Genomic DNA, 17,634 nt, shown 5'->3' on the forward strand with positions numbered 1-17,634 from the left:
GCAATTAAGGCTTATAATAATGTTGCGGCCTATGACGGTGGAGTTATCTATAAGATGTACGGCAGCATTTCAATTTCAGATTCCGAATTCAACAAAAATGGTGCAAAAAATGGAGGTGCCGTATATGTTGACAATGCATCCAAGTTTATTTTAAAGGACAGTAAGTTTAATGACAATTACGTTAGTTTAAATGGTGGTGCAATTTATTCCCTTTCAAATTCTGGTAGGGAATTTTCAAATAACACATACTCAAACAATACCGCCGCACTGTACAATGATGAGCTAATAACAAACGAGTACAATATGAGAATCGGAAGCGGAAACTATCAGATGTTCAAATATGACAAATTATACAATGGAACAATTCCTGAAAGATATAATCTTGTCGATGACGGATATGTGTCCCCTCTTGCAGACCAGCAGACCAGCGGAAACTGCTGGGCATTCGCTTCAATAGCTGCACTGGAATCATGCATCCTTAAAGCAACAAACAACACATATGATCTCTCTGAAGAGAACATGAAAAACCTGATAGAATGGTATTCAGATTACGGATGGAAAATGCAAACCAATGAAGGCGGATTTGATGAAATGGCTATTGCATATCTTACAAGCTGGCTGGGTCCTGTACTGGAATCAGAGGATATCTTTGACGATTACAGCCTCATATCTCCGGTAATCAACAGCTTCATGCATGTCCAAAACGTATTATTTTTAGGCCGTGAAAACTACACAGACAATGATGCAATCAAGCAGGCAATTTTGAACTACGGTGCAGTTGTAACCGGAATGTATTATGACAATTACTACCTTGCAACAAATGGCGCTTATTACTACAGGGCATCAACCTATGCAAATCACGCAGTAACTATTGTCGGATGGGATGACAATTACTCAAAAGACAACTTCCTTACAACCCCTCCAGGTGATGGAGCATGGATTGTTAAGAACAGCTGGGGAGAGTCCTGGGGTGACAACGGCTATTTCTACATGTCTTATTATGACGGTGTGGGCGCTCAGGCAGGAACGCCTAACTATCTATACACTTACATATTGAACGATTCAATCAAACTGGACAAAAATTACCAGTATGACATTTCAGGCATAACTGACTATTTCATAACAGGAAAAGACGTAATATGGTATCAGAACGTATTCAATGCAACCGACAATGAGCTGTTAACTGCATTTTCAACATATTTCAACACAACCACTGACTGGCAGGCTTACATTTATGTAAATGATGATTTGAAACTCACCAAGAATGGGTCAAGCGTTGCGGGCTACTTTACATTCTACCTGAATCAGTTTATTCCATTAAAAGTTAATGACACGTTCAGGATTGCTTTAAAAATAAATGCTTCAAAATATGCGAGCTTTCCTGTTTCAGAAAACGCTAGTTTCTTAAAAACACTCTACAAACCGGGCGTTTCATTTTTCAGCTATGACGGTGAGACCTGGAATGATTTATATGAATACAAATTTACAGGCTATGACCATACATACACATCTCAAGTAGCCTGTATTAAGGCATTCACAACATTTACAACTTTAAACACAACTGTAAAAGTGGATAACTACAATGTTTCAATCAAGACTCCAAGCAATATTATTGCTCAGGTTTTGGACAGTTACGGAAACAATGTAAGCGAAGGTGTGGTATGCTTTGTCATTGATGGAAACACTTATTACGCTAACGTTTCAAACGGAATCGCTAACTTAAGTATAAGCTTCGACAAGCTGGGCGAATTTGAAGCTAATGTATTTTACTCTTCAGATTCCTTATTGAACCCGTCCAATACTACAACATTGATTAACGTATCAAAAGCTGATGTCAATTTATCAGTTTGCTTAAACGATGCATTAACATTTGATGATGTCATAGCTAACATCACATTAAACGCTTTAAACGGAGATAATCTCTCATCTGCAGTGTTCTAACTTATCAATAACAGAACCTATGAAGTAAATGTTGTAGATGGAAACGCATCATTTACAGTTCCTGATTATTTACCTGCAGGTGAATATGATGCGGCAGTAATTTTCAATAACTCAGACAAATATTATGATGCGATTTTCTATGCCAATTTCACAGTATTTAACAGAACAGTCGAAATGAACATGTCTCTTGATGTATTTGATGTCAAAAATATTTTAGTCAATGTAACCTTAAACGACACTGTCAGCTCAACTGTGACTCTACACATGAACAATGAAACATATGTGATTAATGTTACAGACGGATTCGGACAGCTGGCTGTTGAAAACCTGGCCTATGACAATTACACGGCTTTAGCGGAATTTGAGGAGGAAGGATACTTCAGAAGCAATGCAAGCGGAGAAATCGAATTGAGGTTAATCAACACTTATATAAACTCATCAGATGTCGTAATGTATTATCATGACGGAACCCGTTTCGCTGCAGGTCTTTTCGATGAAAACAATAATGCGCTGTCAAACCAAAGCGTCATATTTTCAATCAATAATGTCAATTACACAAGAACGACTGATGAAAACGGATTAGCATCAATCGCTATCAACCTGGTAAGCAATAACTATACTGTGGGCATCATATTCAACGGAACTGACATCTACAGAGGATTTTCACACAACTGGAATCTCACAGTACTCTCAACATTGTCCGGAAAAGACGTTACAAAATATTACAGGAATAACACCCAATATTATGTAGCTCTATATGATAGCGAGGGCAATGCTATGGCTAATCAGAATGTTTCAATGAACATTAATGGAGTATTTTATAATAGAACAACAAATGAAAGCGGTGTTGCACGTTTAAACATCAACCTTAATCCGGGAACATATATACTGACTGCATTGAATCCTGTTACCGGTGAACAGATGAGCAACACTATTGTCGTATTGTCAAGAATCGTTGAAAATCACGACCTTGTGAAACACTTCAGAAATGATTCCCAGTACTATCTTAAGATATTGGATAATCAGGGAAATCCTCTGGAGCAAAGAACAGTCAAGTTCAATATCAACGGAGTTTTCTATTATCGTGAATCTGATGAAAACGGTCTTGTCAGACTGAACATCAATTTGGGTCCGGGAACTTACATTCTGACTGCAATGTATGACGGATATGCTGTTTCAAATAATATAACTGTTCTTCCAACAATCCAATCAGATGATTTGGAAATGTCTTATAAGGACGGATCCACATTCAACGCAACCTTACTGGATTCTGTCGGACAGCCTGCAGTTAATAAATCTGTTATTTTCAATATCAACGGTGTATTCTATAACAGGACCAGTGACGCTCAGGGTATTGCACATCTAAACATCAATCTGATGTCCGGCGAATACATCATCACTTCAACTTATGAAGGATTGAGCGTTTCAAACAGAATTACAATTCATTAGAGGTTTAACCTCTATATTCTTTTTTTTCACCGATATGCATCTGAATGAAATTATTCAATTCATAATTTTTTAATTGATTTATTCATTTCATAGTAAATTTTCTAATATTTTTTCATTTTTTTAATAGATTTCAATAATTTTTCTATTTTCCATAGCTTATTGTTATTAGAAATGGTTATATACCATGTGAAATAAAGTGATATATCGTAGAATTAATAATCGAATTTATTATTTTATGGAGGAATAATAAAAATGTCATTGAACTTTAAAAAGACTTTTTTATTGTTATTCGCTCTTTTTGCTATTTTAATTATCATTCCTACTTCATTTGCTTATGATAATGATGAAATCATGGATTCTAATGATGATTCATTAGCTGCAGCAAATGATGTAATTTATGTTTCTACAACAGGTAATGATACTAATGACGGAAGTCAGGACAATCCCCTGGCCACTGTCAAAAGGGCATTAACCTTAGCGAATTCAAACAATCAAAGTCAGATTTATATATTAACTGGTGTTTATGAAGAATACGACTTGGAAATTCTATCTAATGTTGACATCACCGGATTGGGTAATGTTACAATAGATAGTCAGGCAAAAGGAAGAATTTTTACAATCGACAAGGACTTAAAGGTAAATCTGGAAAATCTTAATTTGATTAATGGGGAAGGACAGGACGATATTTACATTCCATATTCAGGCTATCAGAACGGTGCCGGAGCTATTTATGTCGGAGATTCCCTGGTGACAATGAACAACCTTACATTCATCGGAAATCAGGCTACTTCATGCGGTGGTGCTATTGTATGGGATGGACGCAATGGAGTAATAAGAAACTCCAGATTTATAGATAACTATGGCGGAACCTATGGGGGAGCTATCGACTGGGAAGGAGATAACGGCAGAATTGAAAACTGTACTTTCATTTCCAATCAGGCTGAAAACGGTGGAGCTTTATTTTATGAGGGATATGTATTGAACCTCATCAATTCTCATTTTGAAAGCAATGTTGCAGGATGGGGAGGTGCAGTTTCAATCATCAGTACTTCCCAAAGTGATGACAATTACGTAACAGGAAACACTTTCATCAGAAACGAGGCAGATTCTTATGGAGGAGCTATCGTTTTGGATAACGAACAGCTAGTGTCCTGTTCATCATACACAATCATCTCAAAAAATAAGTTTGACGCAAATATAGCTGCATACGGTGGAGCTATCAGCTCATATTATGCAAACACCGATGTGATTTCAAATATTTTCACTAACCACACATCAGCATCATACGGTGGGGTAATCGCAAGCAGCGGTGTATTATATCTTCAGAACAATACAATGAAAAACTCCAAAGCAAGCACAATAGGTAATGAAATCTATAATGTAGGTACTTTTGAAGGATTTTTAAACATCACTTTCATTGACGGAAAGACTGTTAACGTTACCGGCCAATCAATCAGATTAAATGCTACAGTAACTGATGATATGGGAAATGCAATCAGTGGAGGATCTGTAAAATTCACAGTAAACGGTACTGAAACATTATATTCACCTTCTGTTCTGACTGAAGGTTTCTGTCATGTTGCTTTTGCACCTCGCTTGAACGGAACTTACATAATCTCAGGTAACTACGGAAGCGTATCAGGCAGATACTCCAATGTAACTGTCGGTTATATTGTTGTAACAAATGCATCCGCAGACTATTTCGGTCCTATTTATTTGTCAGAAGAGCTCGGAAATGATGCAAATGTGGGAAGCGAATCAAGCCCTGTTGCAACATTTGAAGTTGCATACAGTTTGGCCAGCCGTGAAGGAGCATCAAAAACCATTATTATCAGACCGGGACACTATGAAGTTGCAAGGTATGACATATCATTCACCTCATTTACAATAATCGGTGAAGGAAATCCTATTCTGGATGCCGGCGACAAGTTCATGTTCTCATTTACCGGATATGCAAGCAATGTCTTCAACGTAACAGGTGTTACCTTGGCTAACGGATATGCGGCATCAAGCACATATGCAGGCAACTATGCCGGAGGAGCTATTTTCTTTAAAGGAGGACATTTATACCTTAAGGATGTTTCATTTATCAACAACACTGCAGAAGATTTCGGTGGAGCAATTCATGTAAATAAGGGATTCAACTTAAATTCCGGAGCCACATATGTCGGTGAGGCAACTATAATCAACTGTACGTTTATCAACAACCAGGTAATCGGTCATGACAGCTATGACAGGAATGTCGGTGGAGCAATCTCAACCTATGGCGGAGAAGTTACTATCATCAACTCAACTTTTACAGGCAATTACGCCAGATTCGGTGGAGCCTTAGGTATTGAACAGTATCACGGTGGAATGACTGTCATCAACTCCACATTTTCAGATAATGAAGCTTCAAGATTCGGTGGAGCGATTTACTTTGATACAGTAACACCATTCACCGCAGAAATCTATAATTCAACATTTGACGGCAATACTGCGATGACAGGCGGAGCAGTTTATATAGGTGACGGTGTTGTCGACGGATGTGACTTCACAAACAACCGTGCAAGCAATGCGGGTGCTTTGCTTGTTGAAGGAGATGATGTAATTACAAACAACAACTTCGAAAACAATACTGCAGATAAGGTTGGAGGAGCTATTGTAATTAATAAAAATCCTTCACAGGTATTCACAAATGTATTCACAGTCAAACTGGAAAACAATACAATCACTGACTGTAGGGCGGAAAATGCAAGTGAAATCTATTTGGACAATAAGTTATATGTCAGCGGACTTCAAATCACAGTTTTAGACAATTCCACCAAATTTTTCACACCGTCCGCATCATCCACAATCTATGCAAATGTCACTGATGATATGGGCAATTCAATATCCACTTCCTCTTTTGCATTCATAATTGACGGTGAATATTTCAACACAACAGTTAACGATGGTGTTGCATCTATTGAAAGATTAATTACATTAGATGATAACAATAAAGTTGTAAGCGCTGATATTCTGGCAGTTAAAAACAATGTCACAGTCAAGACTGGTATTATAAGACTTGCAACTGGTGAAATAATAATCGATTTTAATGATGTAAGCGGAATCATAGGCGAGAATATTACAATTCCTGTTCAGGTTTTAGATGAGGACGGAAATCCTATAGACAGCGGAATTCTGACTGTTATATTCAACTCAAAAACATTCAACGCCACTATTTCAAATGGTGTTTCCAATGTTGAAATTGCACTTCCGGATGAAATCGGAATCTATCCTGTAACCACCCAATATGGAAACGTTTCACTTACACGCAATGTCACTGTATTAAAAGCCAGTCCAACCATTTCAATTGAAGCTAATGATTCATTTGTCGGATTAAACGAAAGCATTATTATCAAATTAAATGATGATGCTGTCGGAGATATATCAGTAATCATAGACAATGAAACTTTCACAAAAACTCTGGAAAACGGATTGGCCAGTTTGGAAATAAGTAATCTGGAAAATAGAACCTACACAGTAATTGTAGTTTATAACGGAAATGAAAAATACAACAATGCAAGCGTAAATGCAACATTTAACGTATTCAAAGTAGCGGACTATGAGATAAGCGCCAAAACAAACCAGATATCTGAAGGCGAAAACCTGACAGTGAGCGTTGATCTTCCAAAAGACGCCAAATCCAATGTAACAGTAACAATTGCTGATAAAAACTATACCGAAAGCGTCATCGATGGCACAGCCACATTCAATATAGAAAACCTGAAAGCTGGCCAGTATAAACTGACAGCCACATATTCAGGTGATGACAAATACACGGAAAAATCAGCTGAAATCGATGTTATCGTATCAAAAGTAAGTGATTATGAAATGAGCGTAAACTCAAGTGTTTCCCGTGAAGGAGACAATACAACTGTTGTCATCGCATTGCCTGAGGATGCTAACGGAAAAGTGATTGTATCCATCAGCAATAAGACATACGAAGCAGACGTCTTAAACGGATCAGCAGTTTTAAACATCACAGACTTGAAAGAAGGCACTTATGAAATGAACGTCACATATAACGGCGATTCAAAATATCTTAAAAAATCCATAAAAGATAATGTGACAGTAATCTCCCCGATTAACGTAAAGTTAACGGTAGATGATGTTGAAAAGTTCTATGGAGGAACTGAAAGATTAATCGTTAATCTCTTTGACCTGGACAATAATCCGCTGGACAATGTAAGCGTTTTCATTACAATTAATCATGTGACCTATACCAGAACAGTTGTGAACGGAACCGCAAGCTTAGGATTGAATCTGAATCCGGACACTTATGAGGTCAATGTCCTCTTCAACGGTACAGATGACTATGATGCAGTGTCTGTCAATGCATCAGTCCTTATCAAAAGCACAATCAATGCATCAGATATTGTAAAAGTATTTAGAAACGGAACTCAGTTCTATGCAAGCGCATTGGACAGCCAGGGAAATCCTTTAGCTAAAACGAATCTGACATTCAACATCAACGGAGTATTATATAACCGTACAACCAATGAAGAAGGTATTGCCCGTTTAAACATCAACTTGAACAGCGGTGTCTATATCATTACTTCAATAAACACGGTTACCGGACAGAGAATTGCCAATAACATTACAGTCATAGGTAAAATCATCGAAAACAATGATTTGACCAAATACTATAAAAATGATTCACAGTATCATGTTAAAGTCCTTGATGATGAGGGAAATGCTGTAGGTGCCGGTGTAGATGTGTCATTCAATATTAACGGCGTATTCTATCATCGCCTGACTGATGAAAACGGTATTGCAAAATTAAACATTAACCTGCAGCCTGGTGATTTCATCATCACTGCAGAATATGGCGGTTATGCCGTTTCAAATAATATTAAGGTATTGTCCGTACTGTCCGCTGAAGATCTGCATATGTCTTATCTTGACGGTCAGAAATTCGAAGCTAAATTGCTTGACGGTCAGGGAAATCCGTTCAAAGGCCAAGGAGTATTATTCAATATTAATGGTGTTTTATACAACCGTACAACTGACGGTGACGGTATTGCCCGTTTAAACATTAATTTGCAGGCTGGCCAATACATTATCACTTCAATGTATAACGGATACGGAATCGCAAATACAATTACAATAGCATAAGAGGAATTTAAAATGAAAAGATTATTTTTCGTTTTTTTCATTTTCATGATTTTTATCGGTTTCACATCACTGTCATTTGCAAGTGATGTGGCTGATAATTCCTTTGAAAATGATATTTTGGAAAGTCAAGACATTAGCGAAAATATTTCAGCTAATGAATACTGGTATGAATCAATGCCAACTGATGAGAGTGAAACAGTTAACTATAACGGCGGAAATCAGGATATTGATTTTCACACGATTATAGATGACTATTTTGCAAGTCCTGAATCTAAAAGATATTTCGGAGGATTAAAGCTTTATGCATATGTAAATGACGACACTGTCCATCGTGTTGAACTTAAAGATTATAATGGGGCGGCCACATACATTAAATTTAATCTGAATCTGGTCGAAAGCCAGCTTAAAGACGGTGAAAACAAAATAACAGTCCATCCTGATGAAAGTCAGATGTATGCCTATACCTGCTGGCAATACAGTTTTGCTCCGGCTACAGTTTATTATAAAACAGAAAGCTATAACTATTCATCCACTCCATACCCGTCATCTCTGGATTATGTCATCGGAGATAACAAAACAGTCACTATCAACATAAATTATAATGACTCTTTAAATGACATTATAAAAAATTTGGATTTCTACGTTTACATCAATGATGAAAACACCTATAAAATAGCTGATGTCGGCCTTAACAGAGAAATCAAACTGAATCTATATGACATCAGGGATTATCTGACAAAGGAAAACAATATATTATTCCTCCACCACGATTTCAACGGCACTTCAAACCTTTCCACTTTATACAATAAGCTGACCGTAAATGTCGTGGAACCGATTTATGATTACTATATAACCACTCCCGATCCAAGCTACATTGACGAATATGTGAGAAACACCAATGAATATGTTACAGTATACAATTATTACTGGGAAGGTATAAGCGAGGAAATGCAGATGGTAACCATGTGCGTTTACATAAACGACATTGAAGGATACAACTGGGATTTTATCAGGGGAGTTAAGGCAAATGAAACCCAGTTCACCTTTAACCTAAAGGACATTTCATCCCAGCTTGAGGAAGGTAAAAACACTTTGTATTTCGCTCCCTACACAAAAGATTTCTATAATCTGTTCCTGGGAGATAACTGCACTTTCAATCCATTGACAGTTTATGTCAAAAAGACAGCTACCGTAAACGATTACGTTTCAACTCCAGTACCCTCTGAAGTATACTACAAATCCGGCGAAGACCAAAACATTGAGGTCAATATAAGCTATCCGGATACTGTTGACCTTTCAGGCTATTCAATGTTTGTATATATCAATGGTGAGGAATTCAAAGACCGTGTGGCCATATCCGGAGTCGACTCAGGAGCAACATCATTCACTTTCAATTTAAAGGATATTTCAGATAAGCTGACTGAAGGAGTGAACAATCTGACTTTCCATCCGAATACAGGAATGCTTGAATATGATATCCGTGGAGAATTAATATTCAACCCGTTGAGAGTCATATTATCCGATGGAATTATAAACACGACATTAACAGTTAATCCAACTTTAAATCTGACAGTCAATAAGACTTCACAAATCAGGGCAAACTACACTCCTAGCTCTGCCAAAATCACATATTCAAGTGATGACGAGTCAATAGCTGTTGTGGATGAAAACGGACTGGTTACAGGAATCAGTCAGGGAATTGTAAACATAACTGTAATTGTTGGTGATGATTTAGTATATAAAATCAGCAATGCAACAGTATGCGTAAACGTAAGTGAGGCTTCATTAATCGACACTTCAATAGTTATGGATAATGACACAATCCTTTTAAACGTATCAGATACTTTTGCAATCAATCCGACAATAACTCCTGAAGGCCTTAATGTCACTTACCTCTGCAGCGATGAGGATATTGTTAAGCTTGAGGGAAATGTAATCACCGCCCTAAAAGAAGGTTCAGCAGTTATCACGTTAACTGTCGGTGATAATGTAACATATAAGATTAGTTCTCTATACGTGAATGTCACTGTTTTAAAAATCAAAACCTCACTGTCTGTTGATGATGTATTGATATTAAATGAAAGCGACGTTTCAAGGTTAAATGTAAATATCACTCCGGGTGATGCGAAAGGAACATTTTCATATTTCAGCTATGATACTGATGTTGCAACAATTGATGACAATGCTACAGTAACCGCTGTTTCAAACGGAACTGCCTTGATTTCAATAATATTCAAGGAAAATGACAGGTATATGACTTCAAATGCAACAGTCACTGTAGTTGTCTTAAGTGTAGTTCCTCCTAAAGAGAATCTGACTCTTGAGGCCACCTCAGATGAAATTACATTAGGAGAAAATGCCACAGTGACAGTTAACGGCTTTAAAAACGCCTGCGGAAATGTCACTTTAAGCATTGCCAACAGCACATATTCAAACGAGATAGTCAACGGAAGCGTAAGCTTTGTTATTTTGAATTTAACTGAAAATGCAACCGCATTTATCTATTATGAAGGTGATGGCAACTACAATAATGCATCAGCCAGCGTAGACATTGTAGTTAAAAATAAACCAGAAACAGGCTACATCATAACTGCAGAGAATTTAACTAAATATTTCCACGGTCACGAAAGCTTTGTCGTTAATGTAACGGATTATGAAGGCAATCCTGTAGCAAATAAATCAGTTGAAATCAGCATTAATGGAATTCCTTATACCAGAACAACAGATGAAAACGGATCTGCAAGCATTGCAATCAATTTGGGCGCAGGCATCTATAATGTAACGGCAAGCGCCGATAACGATACCGTCAACTCAACAATATGCGTATTGACAACAGTAAACGGAAGCGACATTACAAAAGTTTTCAGAAACGCAACTCAGTACTATGCAACATTCCGTGACACTGAAGGCAATCTGCTTGATGACGGCACACTGGTGCAATTCAATATTAATGGTGTGATGTATTACCGTGAAGTTATTGCAAACGGAACCGCCAGATTAAACATCAACTTGGCTCAGGGCACTTATATCATCACGGCTTACAATCCTGCCAATAATGAAATGGCTTCAAATACAATCACAGTCATTGCAAAAATCGTTGAAAATCATGATCTGGTTAAATATTTCAGAAATGACTCCCAGTATGTTGTAAGAATCTTGGGCGATGACGGCAATCCTGTCGGTGCAAACGAGACAGTAACGTTCAACATCAACGGTGTAATGTATGAAAGAAAAACCAACGAGTCAGGATATGCCAAATTAAACATCAATCTAAGCCCTGGAGAATACATCATCACAGCGATGTATAGAGGATGTGCAGTTGCAAATAATATCACTGTAAAGCCGACATTAACCGCTCAAAATATTGAAATGAGCTACAGGGACGGCACCCAGTTCAAGGCAAAACTGGTTGACGGACAGGGAAATCCTATATCTGAAGCTAATGTTGAGTTTAACATTAACGGCGTATTCTATAACAGGACAACGGACAGCACTGGCACAGCAAGTTTAAATATTAACTTGTCAAGCGGCAAATACATCATTACTTCCAGATATGAATATGCCATCATTTCCAATGAAATAACTATTTTATAGAGGATTTTATCCTCCATCTTCTTTTTTTTAAACATTTTTCATTAATTTTAAAGTATTATTAAAAATTATTCATTAATAAATTATTTTAAATAGTAATTATATATTATATAGTAGGTGATAAAATGATAGTTAGTATTATAGGTGGAACAGGTCCTCAAGGACTTGGAATCGGTGAAAGATTAGCTATTGAAGGCGTTGATGTTATCATCGGTTCTAGAAAAGAAGAAAAAGCTTTAGATGTTGTTGAACAAGCAAAAAAAGATTTAGCAGACTATGATTTATCAAACATGCGCGGTATGGCAAACGAAGATGCTGCAAAAGAAGGTGATATCTTAATCATCACAGTACCTTTAGCAGCTCAAAAACCAACTGTCGAAGGAATCAAGGAATTCTGTAAAGACAAAATTGTCATGGACGCAACAGTACCATTGGAAACAGCTATCGGCGGAAAACCATTCAGATTCATTGACCTGATGGAAGGATCAGCTGCAGAAAGAACCGCTTCAATTCTTGAAGGAACCGGTGCAAAGGTAATCTGTGCATTCTGTAACATTTCAAACTCACACCTTGCTAACATTCCTGAAGAAATCGACTGTGACTGTCTGATTGCAGGAGATGACAATGATGCAAAAGCAACCGCAGCAGAACTTATCAATAAGATTCCTGGAATCAAAACAATTGACTGTGGTATCCTGGAAAAAGCACGTATCATTGAAAAAATCACACCATTACTTATTGGATTAAACATCAAATACAAATCCCATTATGGTGGATTAAGAATAACCGGAATTAATTTCGATTAATTCCACATTTTTTTCTTTTTTTGATTAAAATGGATGAACTGGAAGATTTAATCGGAAAAAACATCTCCCAAATTGACGGAGATATCATCGATGCATTTGCCGATATTGATGTTAGGGTAGCCATACTTGAATACAAATATAAAAACTGTAGAAAGAGATATCCGTCCGATTCTTTCAGATTAGCCAGCATAAATTTTACAAATCCCTTATCATTTGATGAGTTATTTGATTTTAATAAGATTTTCATATTTTGGCATTTCAGGGGAACAATCACTGATTTGGAACTGTTTGATTTAACGCTAGATAAGGATGTTCTGAAAAAGGATTATGAATTAATCATTGATAAGATTGAAAATGGCGAGGCCCATAACCTGAGGGCAGGAGACACCATGTATTTAGCCGCCAAACGATTGGATGGTGAGATTTTGATTAATGGTGTCAAGACAAATCAGAGGGATTTTGTTTTAAAGGTGAAATATCTTCAAAAAATTTTGGATGAAATTAAATTATTTTAATATTACTATTCATTTTAACCAGTAAACTATATATTTGATGTTTTTTTCATTACAATTTTGGCCTGTGGCTTCAACAAGCTTTAAATAAGATTTAAAATATATTTTAGAAGGACCTCACAATAAAATTCTTTTTGGAAGGAGGTGAATAAATATGAAATTATTTTTAATTGCTATTTATTCTTTTATCAGCTCGTTATCCAACTCGGAGATTTTGATAGACTTTCCAAGCATCTTAAGTGGAGGTGAGAATAATGGAGCTAATTATCTTCATTATAGGAACATATTTTTTCAATATTCTGACAATAATGTTCTTGATAAGATGTAAAAGATAATAGTTAAAATTCTCACCCAATATGGGATAATTGAATATAAACAAATTTATGAAGGAATTTAACAAAAATTGTTTTCGTGAGGTCTTTTCCTGAGATAGCTACTATTCAATTATCTTTTTAGTTAAATTTATATATGTTAGTAATAATATATTGATACAGAGAATTACTTTTTAGTAAGCCTCTATTAAGATGCAAAAAGAATTTTTTAATGTCTAGTGGAATTGTGGAGATGTATTTCTCTGCAATAGACATTAATTTAATAAAATATGTGCTTTTTTTGATTTATTTAATTTATATTTAATTTTTTTTATAAAAACAGATAATTTAAAAAAATAAGAATGGGAAATTATACGAAATGGAAAGCAATATTTCCCATTAAAGCTTGTAAAGGAATTTGAAATACGTTCATGCCGTGTTGTGACATTGCAGTACTAACAGCATCTCCTCGAGACATTGTTCCGGCAACATTGCTGCTTCCGGCATATCCGTTGTACGCATCATTTGCACGGATATCGTCAACAATGCCTTCACCAAATATGGCATTAGCAGCATCATTGTTAATACCGATTATTAAATGTGGCGTAAAGTCGTACGTGTATGTCATGATGTCACGGGCAGCGCCGTAAGGATCATCTGGGCTGTCTTGATGTATGTTGTGCAAAGTTTGGCCCTGTTCGTTAAATGAACTTCCCGGATAAATCCATTCAAAGCCGGTAATTGAGAACTTCGCAGCCATATCAATACCTCCGCCACCACCTTCTTCAACATCATCTGCAATCACAAGAACTGGACTTGCAATTGTTGAGATTAAAAATCCAACAATTATGACCAGTATTATCAAAAGAATTGTAGTTGCTCTTTTCATGATTAACTTTTATAATCTCTTTAAATATTTAACATTATCTTTTTTAAATACTAACAGACAGATATGATATCATGAAAAAAGTCAAAATCACAATATTAAAGACAACTCTGCAGGAAGATTTGGCTCGAGAATACGGAATTGAAGGTCTTTCCACATGTCCTTTAATGAGTGAAGGTCAGGTATATTATGCTGATTATGCAAAACCTGAAAACTTCTGCGATGAGGCATGGAAAGCAATATATCAGTATGTTTTCGCACTGGCTCATGGCGTTGATGAGCTATTCTACTATTCAGACTGGATTAAAACTCCGGGTGTAGCTATTGTCAGCTGCAATGACGGTCTGAGACCTGTTATCATGAAGCTTGAAGCGACTGATATAGAGTCTGTTGCGGAGGATTAGATGCCGATATGTCCTAATTGCGGAAATTATGTGCCTTTAGGCGATCATTCATGCAGCTGCGGAACTACAATCGCTTATCATGATGAATATGAAGGAGGGTCTACGGACACGCTTCTGGACAGTCCTTATAGCTATGATTTTCTAAATGAACTCTATCACAATGATTTTCATATTCTCTGTCTTGACCAGATGGATGAGCAAATAGCTGAAATTGAAGAAAAATACTCTGCCAAGTTTAGGGATTATTTAACTTCAGGACCAGTATTTATTTTGAGCTTTGATGTTGAAGAGAAGTATTTTGATGCGATAATAAGGGCATCCTATGATTCATCATATGCATATAATGATGTTGAAATCATTGAGGATATTGTAACGCCTGATTTGTCAAAGCTGTATTCAAGCGAGGAGTTCAGACGTCTTGTAAGAGAAAAAGAAAAGGAAATTAACTCCAAATTTGTATCCTGTAAATTGAGGTTTTTAGGTGGGGATTTACGAATTTTCGTTAGTTTTCAAGGTTTGCACGTATTTTTCCTAAACGGTAAGGATTTGGTTTTTCGCGATTAGAATGAATCGAATTCCTTTTGTGCATTTTCAAAAAAGTATCCAAGGTCACGTCCAACAACAAAGATATGGGTCACGGTAATTGAAACGCTCATTTCATAGCTTTCATTGACCTTTCCCCAGGTAATCAATGGTTGAATCTGCTTGCCGTTTGTTTCACATGATGTAATCATGTCAAAGTCAACCCATGGAATGCATGAGAAATTTGCAATGTTTGTATAGTCTCTTTTCATCATATCCAGTGTGAATCCTTCATTTTCACCGGACAATATTTCATCTGACAATTCCTTTACATAATCATGCCATTCAAGGATATCATCAAATTCCTGTGGTGTTTTGACTTTCATTTCCCTATATATTTCTAATTCTTCATTCATTATGGGGGTGACTCCTTCAAGATAATCATATTCAACTGCTTCATCATCTATTATTCTTCTTTTTAAAGTTTCAACGCTATTTACTGCATTAATCAGACAGCCTAAAGACAAAATGAAAAATGAACAGTCATTTTCTTTAGAGAATTTCCATAGCTTTTCAACGTTAACTCTTGCAGACATTGTGTATCTTGAGGATTGAAAGTCATAGAATGGGTTGTTTTTTAAGTCGAAATCTATTTTTTTCATAATTATACCTTAATTATTTATATTAATTATTTATATATTAAATATTGTTAAATAATTATGTTATATAGGTTTTGTTAAAATGAAAGTGGTAATTGTCGGCGGAGGAGCTGGAGGAATCTCAACAGCTTCCAACATTCGTAAAATTGACAAAGATTGTGAAATAGTTGTTCTGACAAGGGATGATAAGGTTGCATACTCACCATGCGCTATTCCTTATGTTTTGTCCGGAACAATCAAATCTTTTGATGATATTGTAATGAGAACACCTGAAGACTATAAGAAAAAGGATATTGATGTCATAACTGAAGTTGAAGTTACAGCAGTTGACAGTGATAAAAAGACTGTTACTTATGAATCCGGTTCCAAATCAAAAACCATAAAATATGATAAATTGGTTTTGGCCACTGGTGGAAACCCATTTGTTCCTCCAATGGAGGGTGTGGATTTGGATGGTGTTTATCAAATCAGAAACATTGATGACGGTAAAAAAGTTCAGGAAGCAATGAAAGACGCTAAAAGTGCAATAGTCACAGGTGCCGGTTTGATTGGTATTGAAATTGCATTCGCTTTAATGAAACAGGGTATAAATGTCACATTAAGTGAAATGATGCCTCAAATCGTACCAAGATCCCTTGATAAGGACATGTCTGACATATTGGTCAAATATCTTGAAAGTGAAGGCATCAATGTCGTTTTAGGAAAACCAATCACTAAACTGGTTGGTGAGAAAAAGGTTGAAAAGGCATGCTTCGGTGATGAAGAGTTAATTGATGCTGATATGGTTATTTTAGCTACTGGTGTTAGAGCAGAACTCGACCTTGCTAGAATGGCAGGATGTGAAGTTGGAAGATGGGCTATTCTTGTAAACGACAGAATGGAAACTTCAGTGGAAGACGTATATGCTGTTGGAGACTGTGTGGAATCAAAAGATCTGATTTTAGGATTCAATACTATTTCCCAGTTAGGTACCACAGCTGTTCGTGAATCAAAAACATTGGCCCGTACAATCTGTAACAAGAAATCCAAATTCAACCCGGTTTTAAATTCAATGGTATCCAAAGTCGGTAACCTGGAATTTGGTGCAGTGGGATATACCACCAGTTTTGCTCAGCAGAACAGAATCAGGCCTGTCGTACAGAAAGTTGAAGCACTGACAAGGGCACGTTACTATCCTAATGCAAAACCTATGGATATTAAAGTTATTTGTGATGGAAATGGAACCATTATAGGCTGTCAGATCATAGCAGAAGAAAGGGTTGCTGAAAGAATTGATACTATGACATTAGCAATCACTGAAGGTTTAACCTGCTTTGATTTAAGTAATATGGAATTTGCTTATGCACCGCCGGTATCTATGGTTACAGATCCATTGATTCTTGCTGTTGAAGAAGTAAGCAAAAAATTCAGTTAA

General features: G+C 36.4%; 11 protein-coding genes. 9 read left to right on the top strand and 2 right to left on the bottom strand.

Annotated elements, in window-relative coordinates:
- From IJQ68_RS09885 to IJQ68_RS09910, 6 genes are all read left to right on the top strand, one after another.
- Nucleotides 1-1,941, top strand: a 1,941-nt coding sequence (locus IJQ68_RS09885; RefSeq protein WP_292799948.1) for a C1 family peptidase, incomplete at its 5' end; no start/stop codon positions are given.
- Between the two features lie 180 nt (nucleotides 1,942-2,121).
- Nucleotides 2,122-3,390: a hypothetical protein gene (locus tag IJQ68_RS09890; RefSeq protein ID WP_292799951.1), complete on the top strand. Its 1,269-nt coding sequence runs from the start codon at nucleotides 2,122-2,124 to the stop codon at nucleotides 3,388-3,390.
- A gap of 252 nt (nucleotides 3,391-3,642) precedes the next feature.
- On the top strand, nucleotides 3,643-8,529 hold the full coding sequence (locus IJQ68_RS09895) for an Ig-like domain repeat protein (protein WP_292799954.1): 4,887 nt from the start codon (nucleotides 3,643-3,645) through the stop codon (nucleotides 8,527-8,529).
- A 12-nt stretch (nucleotides 8,530-8,541) separates the two neighbouring features.
- Complete coding sequence (locus IJQ68_RS09900; RefSeq protein ID WP_292799957.1) at nucleotides 8,542-12,123, top strand: Ig-like domain-containing protein; 3,582 nt, start codon at nucleotides 8,542-8,544, stop codon at nucleotides 12,121-12,123.
- Nucleotides 12,124-12,245: 122 nt separating this feature from the next.
- Nucleotides 12,246-12,926, top strand: coding sequence for an NADPH-dependent F420 reductase (gene npdG, locus IJQ68_RS09905; protein WP_292799960.1), 681 nt, complete (start codon nucleotides 12,246-12,248; stop codon nucleotides 12,924-12,926).
- Between the two features lie 20 nt (nucleotides 12,927-12,946).
- Nucleotides 12,947-13,441, top strand: coding sequence for a hypothetical protein (locus IJQ68_RS09910; protein ID WP_292799963.1), 495 nt, complete (start codon nucleotides 12,947-12,949; stop codon nucleotides 13,439-13,441).
- Between the two features lie 678 nt (nucleotides 13,442-14,119).
- On the opposite strand, the gene IJQ68_RS09915 is transcribed toward IJQ68_RS09910, so the two are convergent.
- A complete protein-coding gene (locus IJQ68_RS09915) occupies nucleotides 14,120-14,638 on the bottom strand; it encodes a hypothetical protein (protein ID WP_292799966.1) in 519 nt (172 codons plus the stop codon).
- 71 nt (nucleotides 14,639-14,709) lie between these two features.
- On the opposite strand from IJQ68_RS09915, the gene IJQ68_RS09920 reads away from it, so the two are divergent.
- Both IJQ68_RS09920 and IJQ68_RS09925 read left to right on the top strand, forming a co-directional pair.
- Nucleotides 14,710-15,039 (top strand): TIGR04076 family protein, encoded by a 330-nt coding sequence (locus tag IJQ68_RS09920; RefSeq protein WP_292799969.1) that lies wholly within the window; start codon nucleotides 14,710-14,712, stop codon nucleotides 15,037-15,039.
- Nucleotides 15,040-15,603 carry a hypothetical protein gene (locus IJQ68_RS09925; RefSeq protein WP_292799972.1) on the top strand — a complete coding sequence of 188 codons (564 nt, stop codon included), beginning with the start codon at nucleotides 15,040-15,042 and terminating at the stop codon, nucleotides 15,601-15,603.
- Here IJQ68_RS09925 and IJQ68_RS09930 read toward each other — a convergent pair.
- Entirely contained in the window at nucleotides 15,600-16,223 is a 624-nt protein-coding gene (locus IJQ68_RS09930) for a CatA-like O-acetyltransferase (protein ID WP_292799975.1), read from the bottom strand. The two genes, IJQ68_RS09925 and IJQ68_RS09930, sit on opposite strands and share 4 nt — an antisense overlap.
- A 79-nt stretch (nucleotides 16,224-16,302) precedes the next feature.
- On the opposite strand from IJQ68_RS09930, the gene IJQ68_RS09935 reads away from it, so the two are divergent.
- Nucleotides 16,303-17,634: an FAD-dependent oxidoreductase gene (locus IJQ68_RS09935; protein WP_292799978.1), complete on the top strand. Its 1,332-nt coding sequence runs from the start codon at nucleotides 16,303-16,305 to the stop codon at nucleotides 17,632-17,634.

Origin of the sequence: Methanobrevibacter sp., assembly GCF_017447225.1 — an archaeon.
Lineage (GTDB): Archaea > Methanobacteriota > Methanobacteria > Methanobacteriales > Methanobacteriaceae > Methanocatella.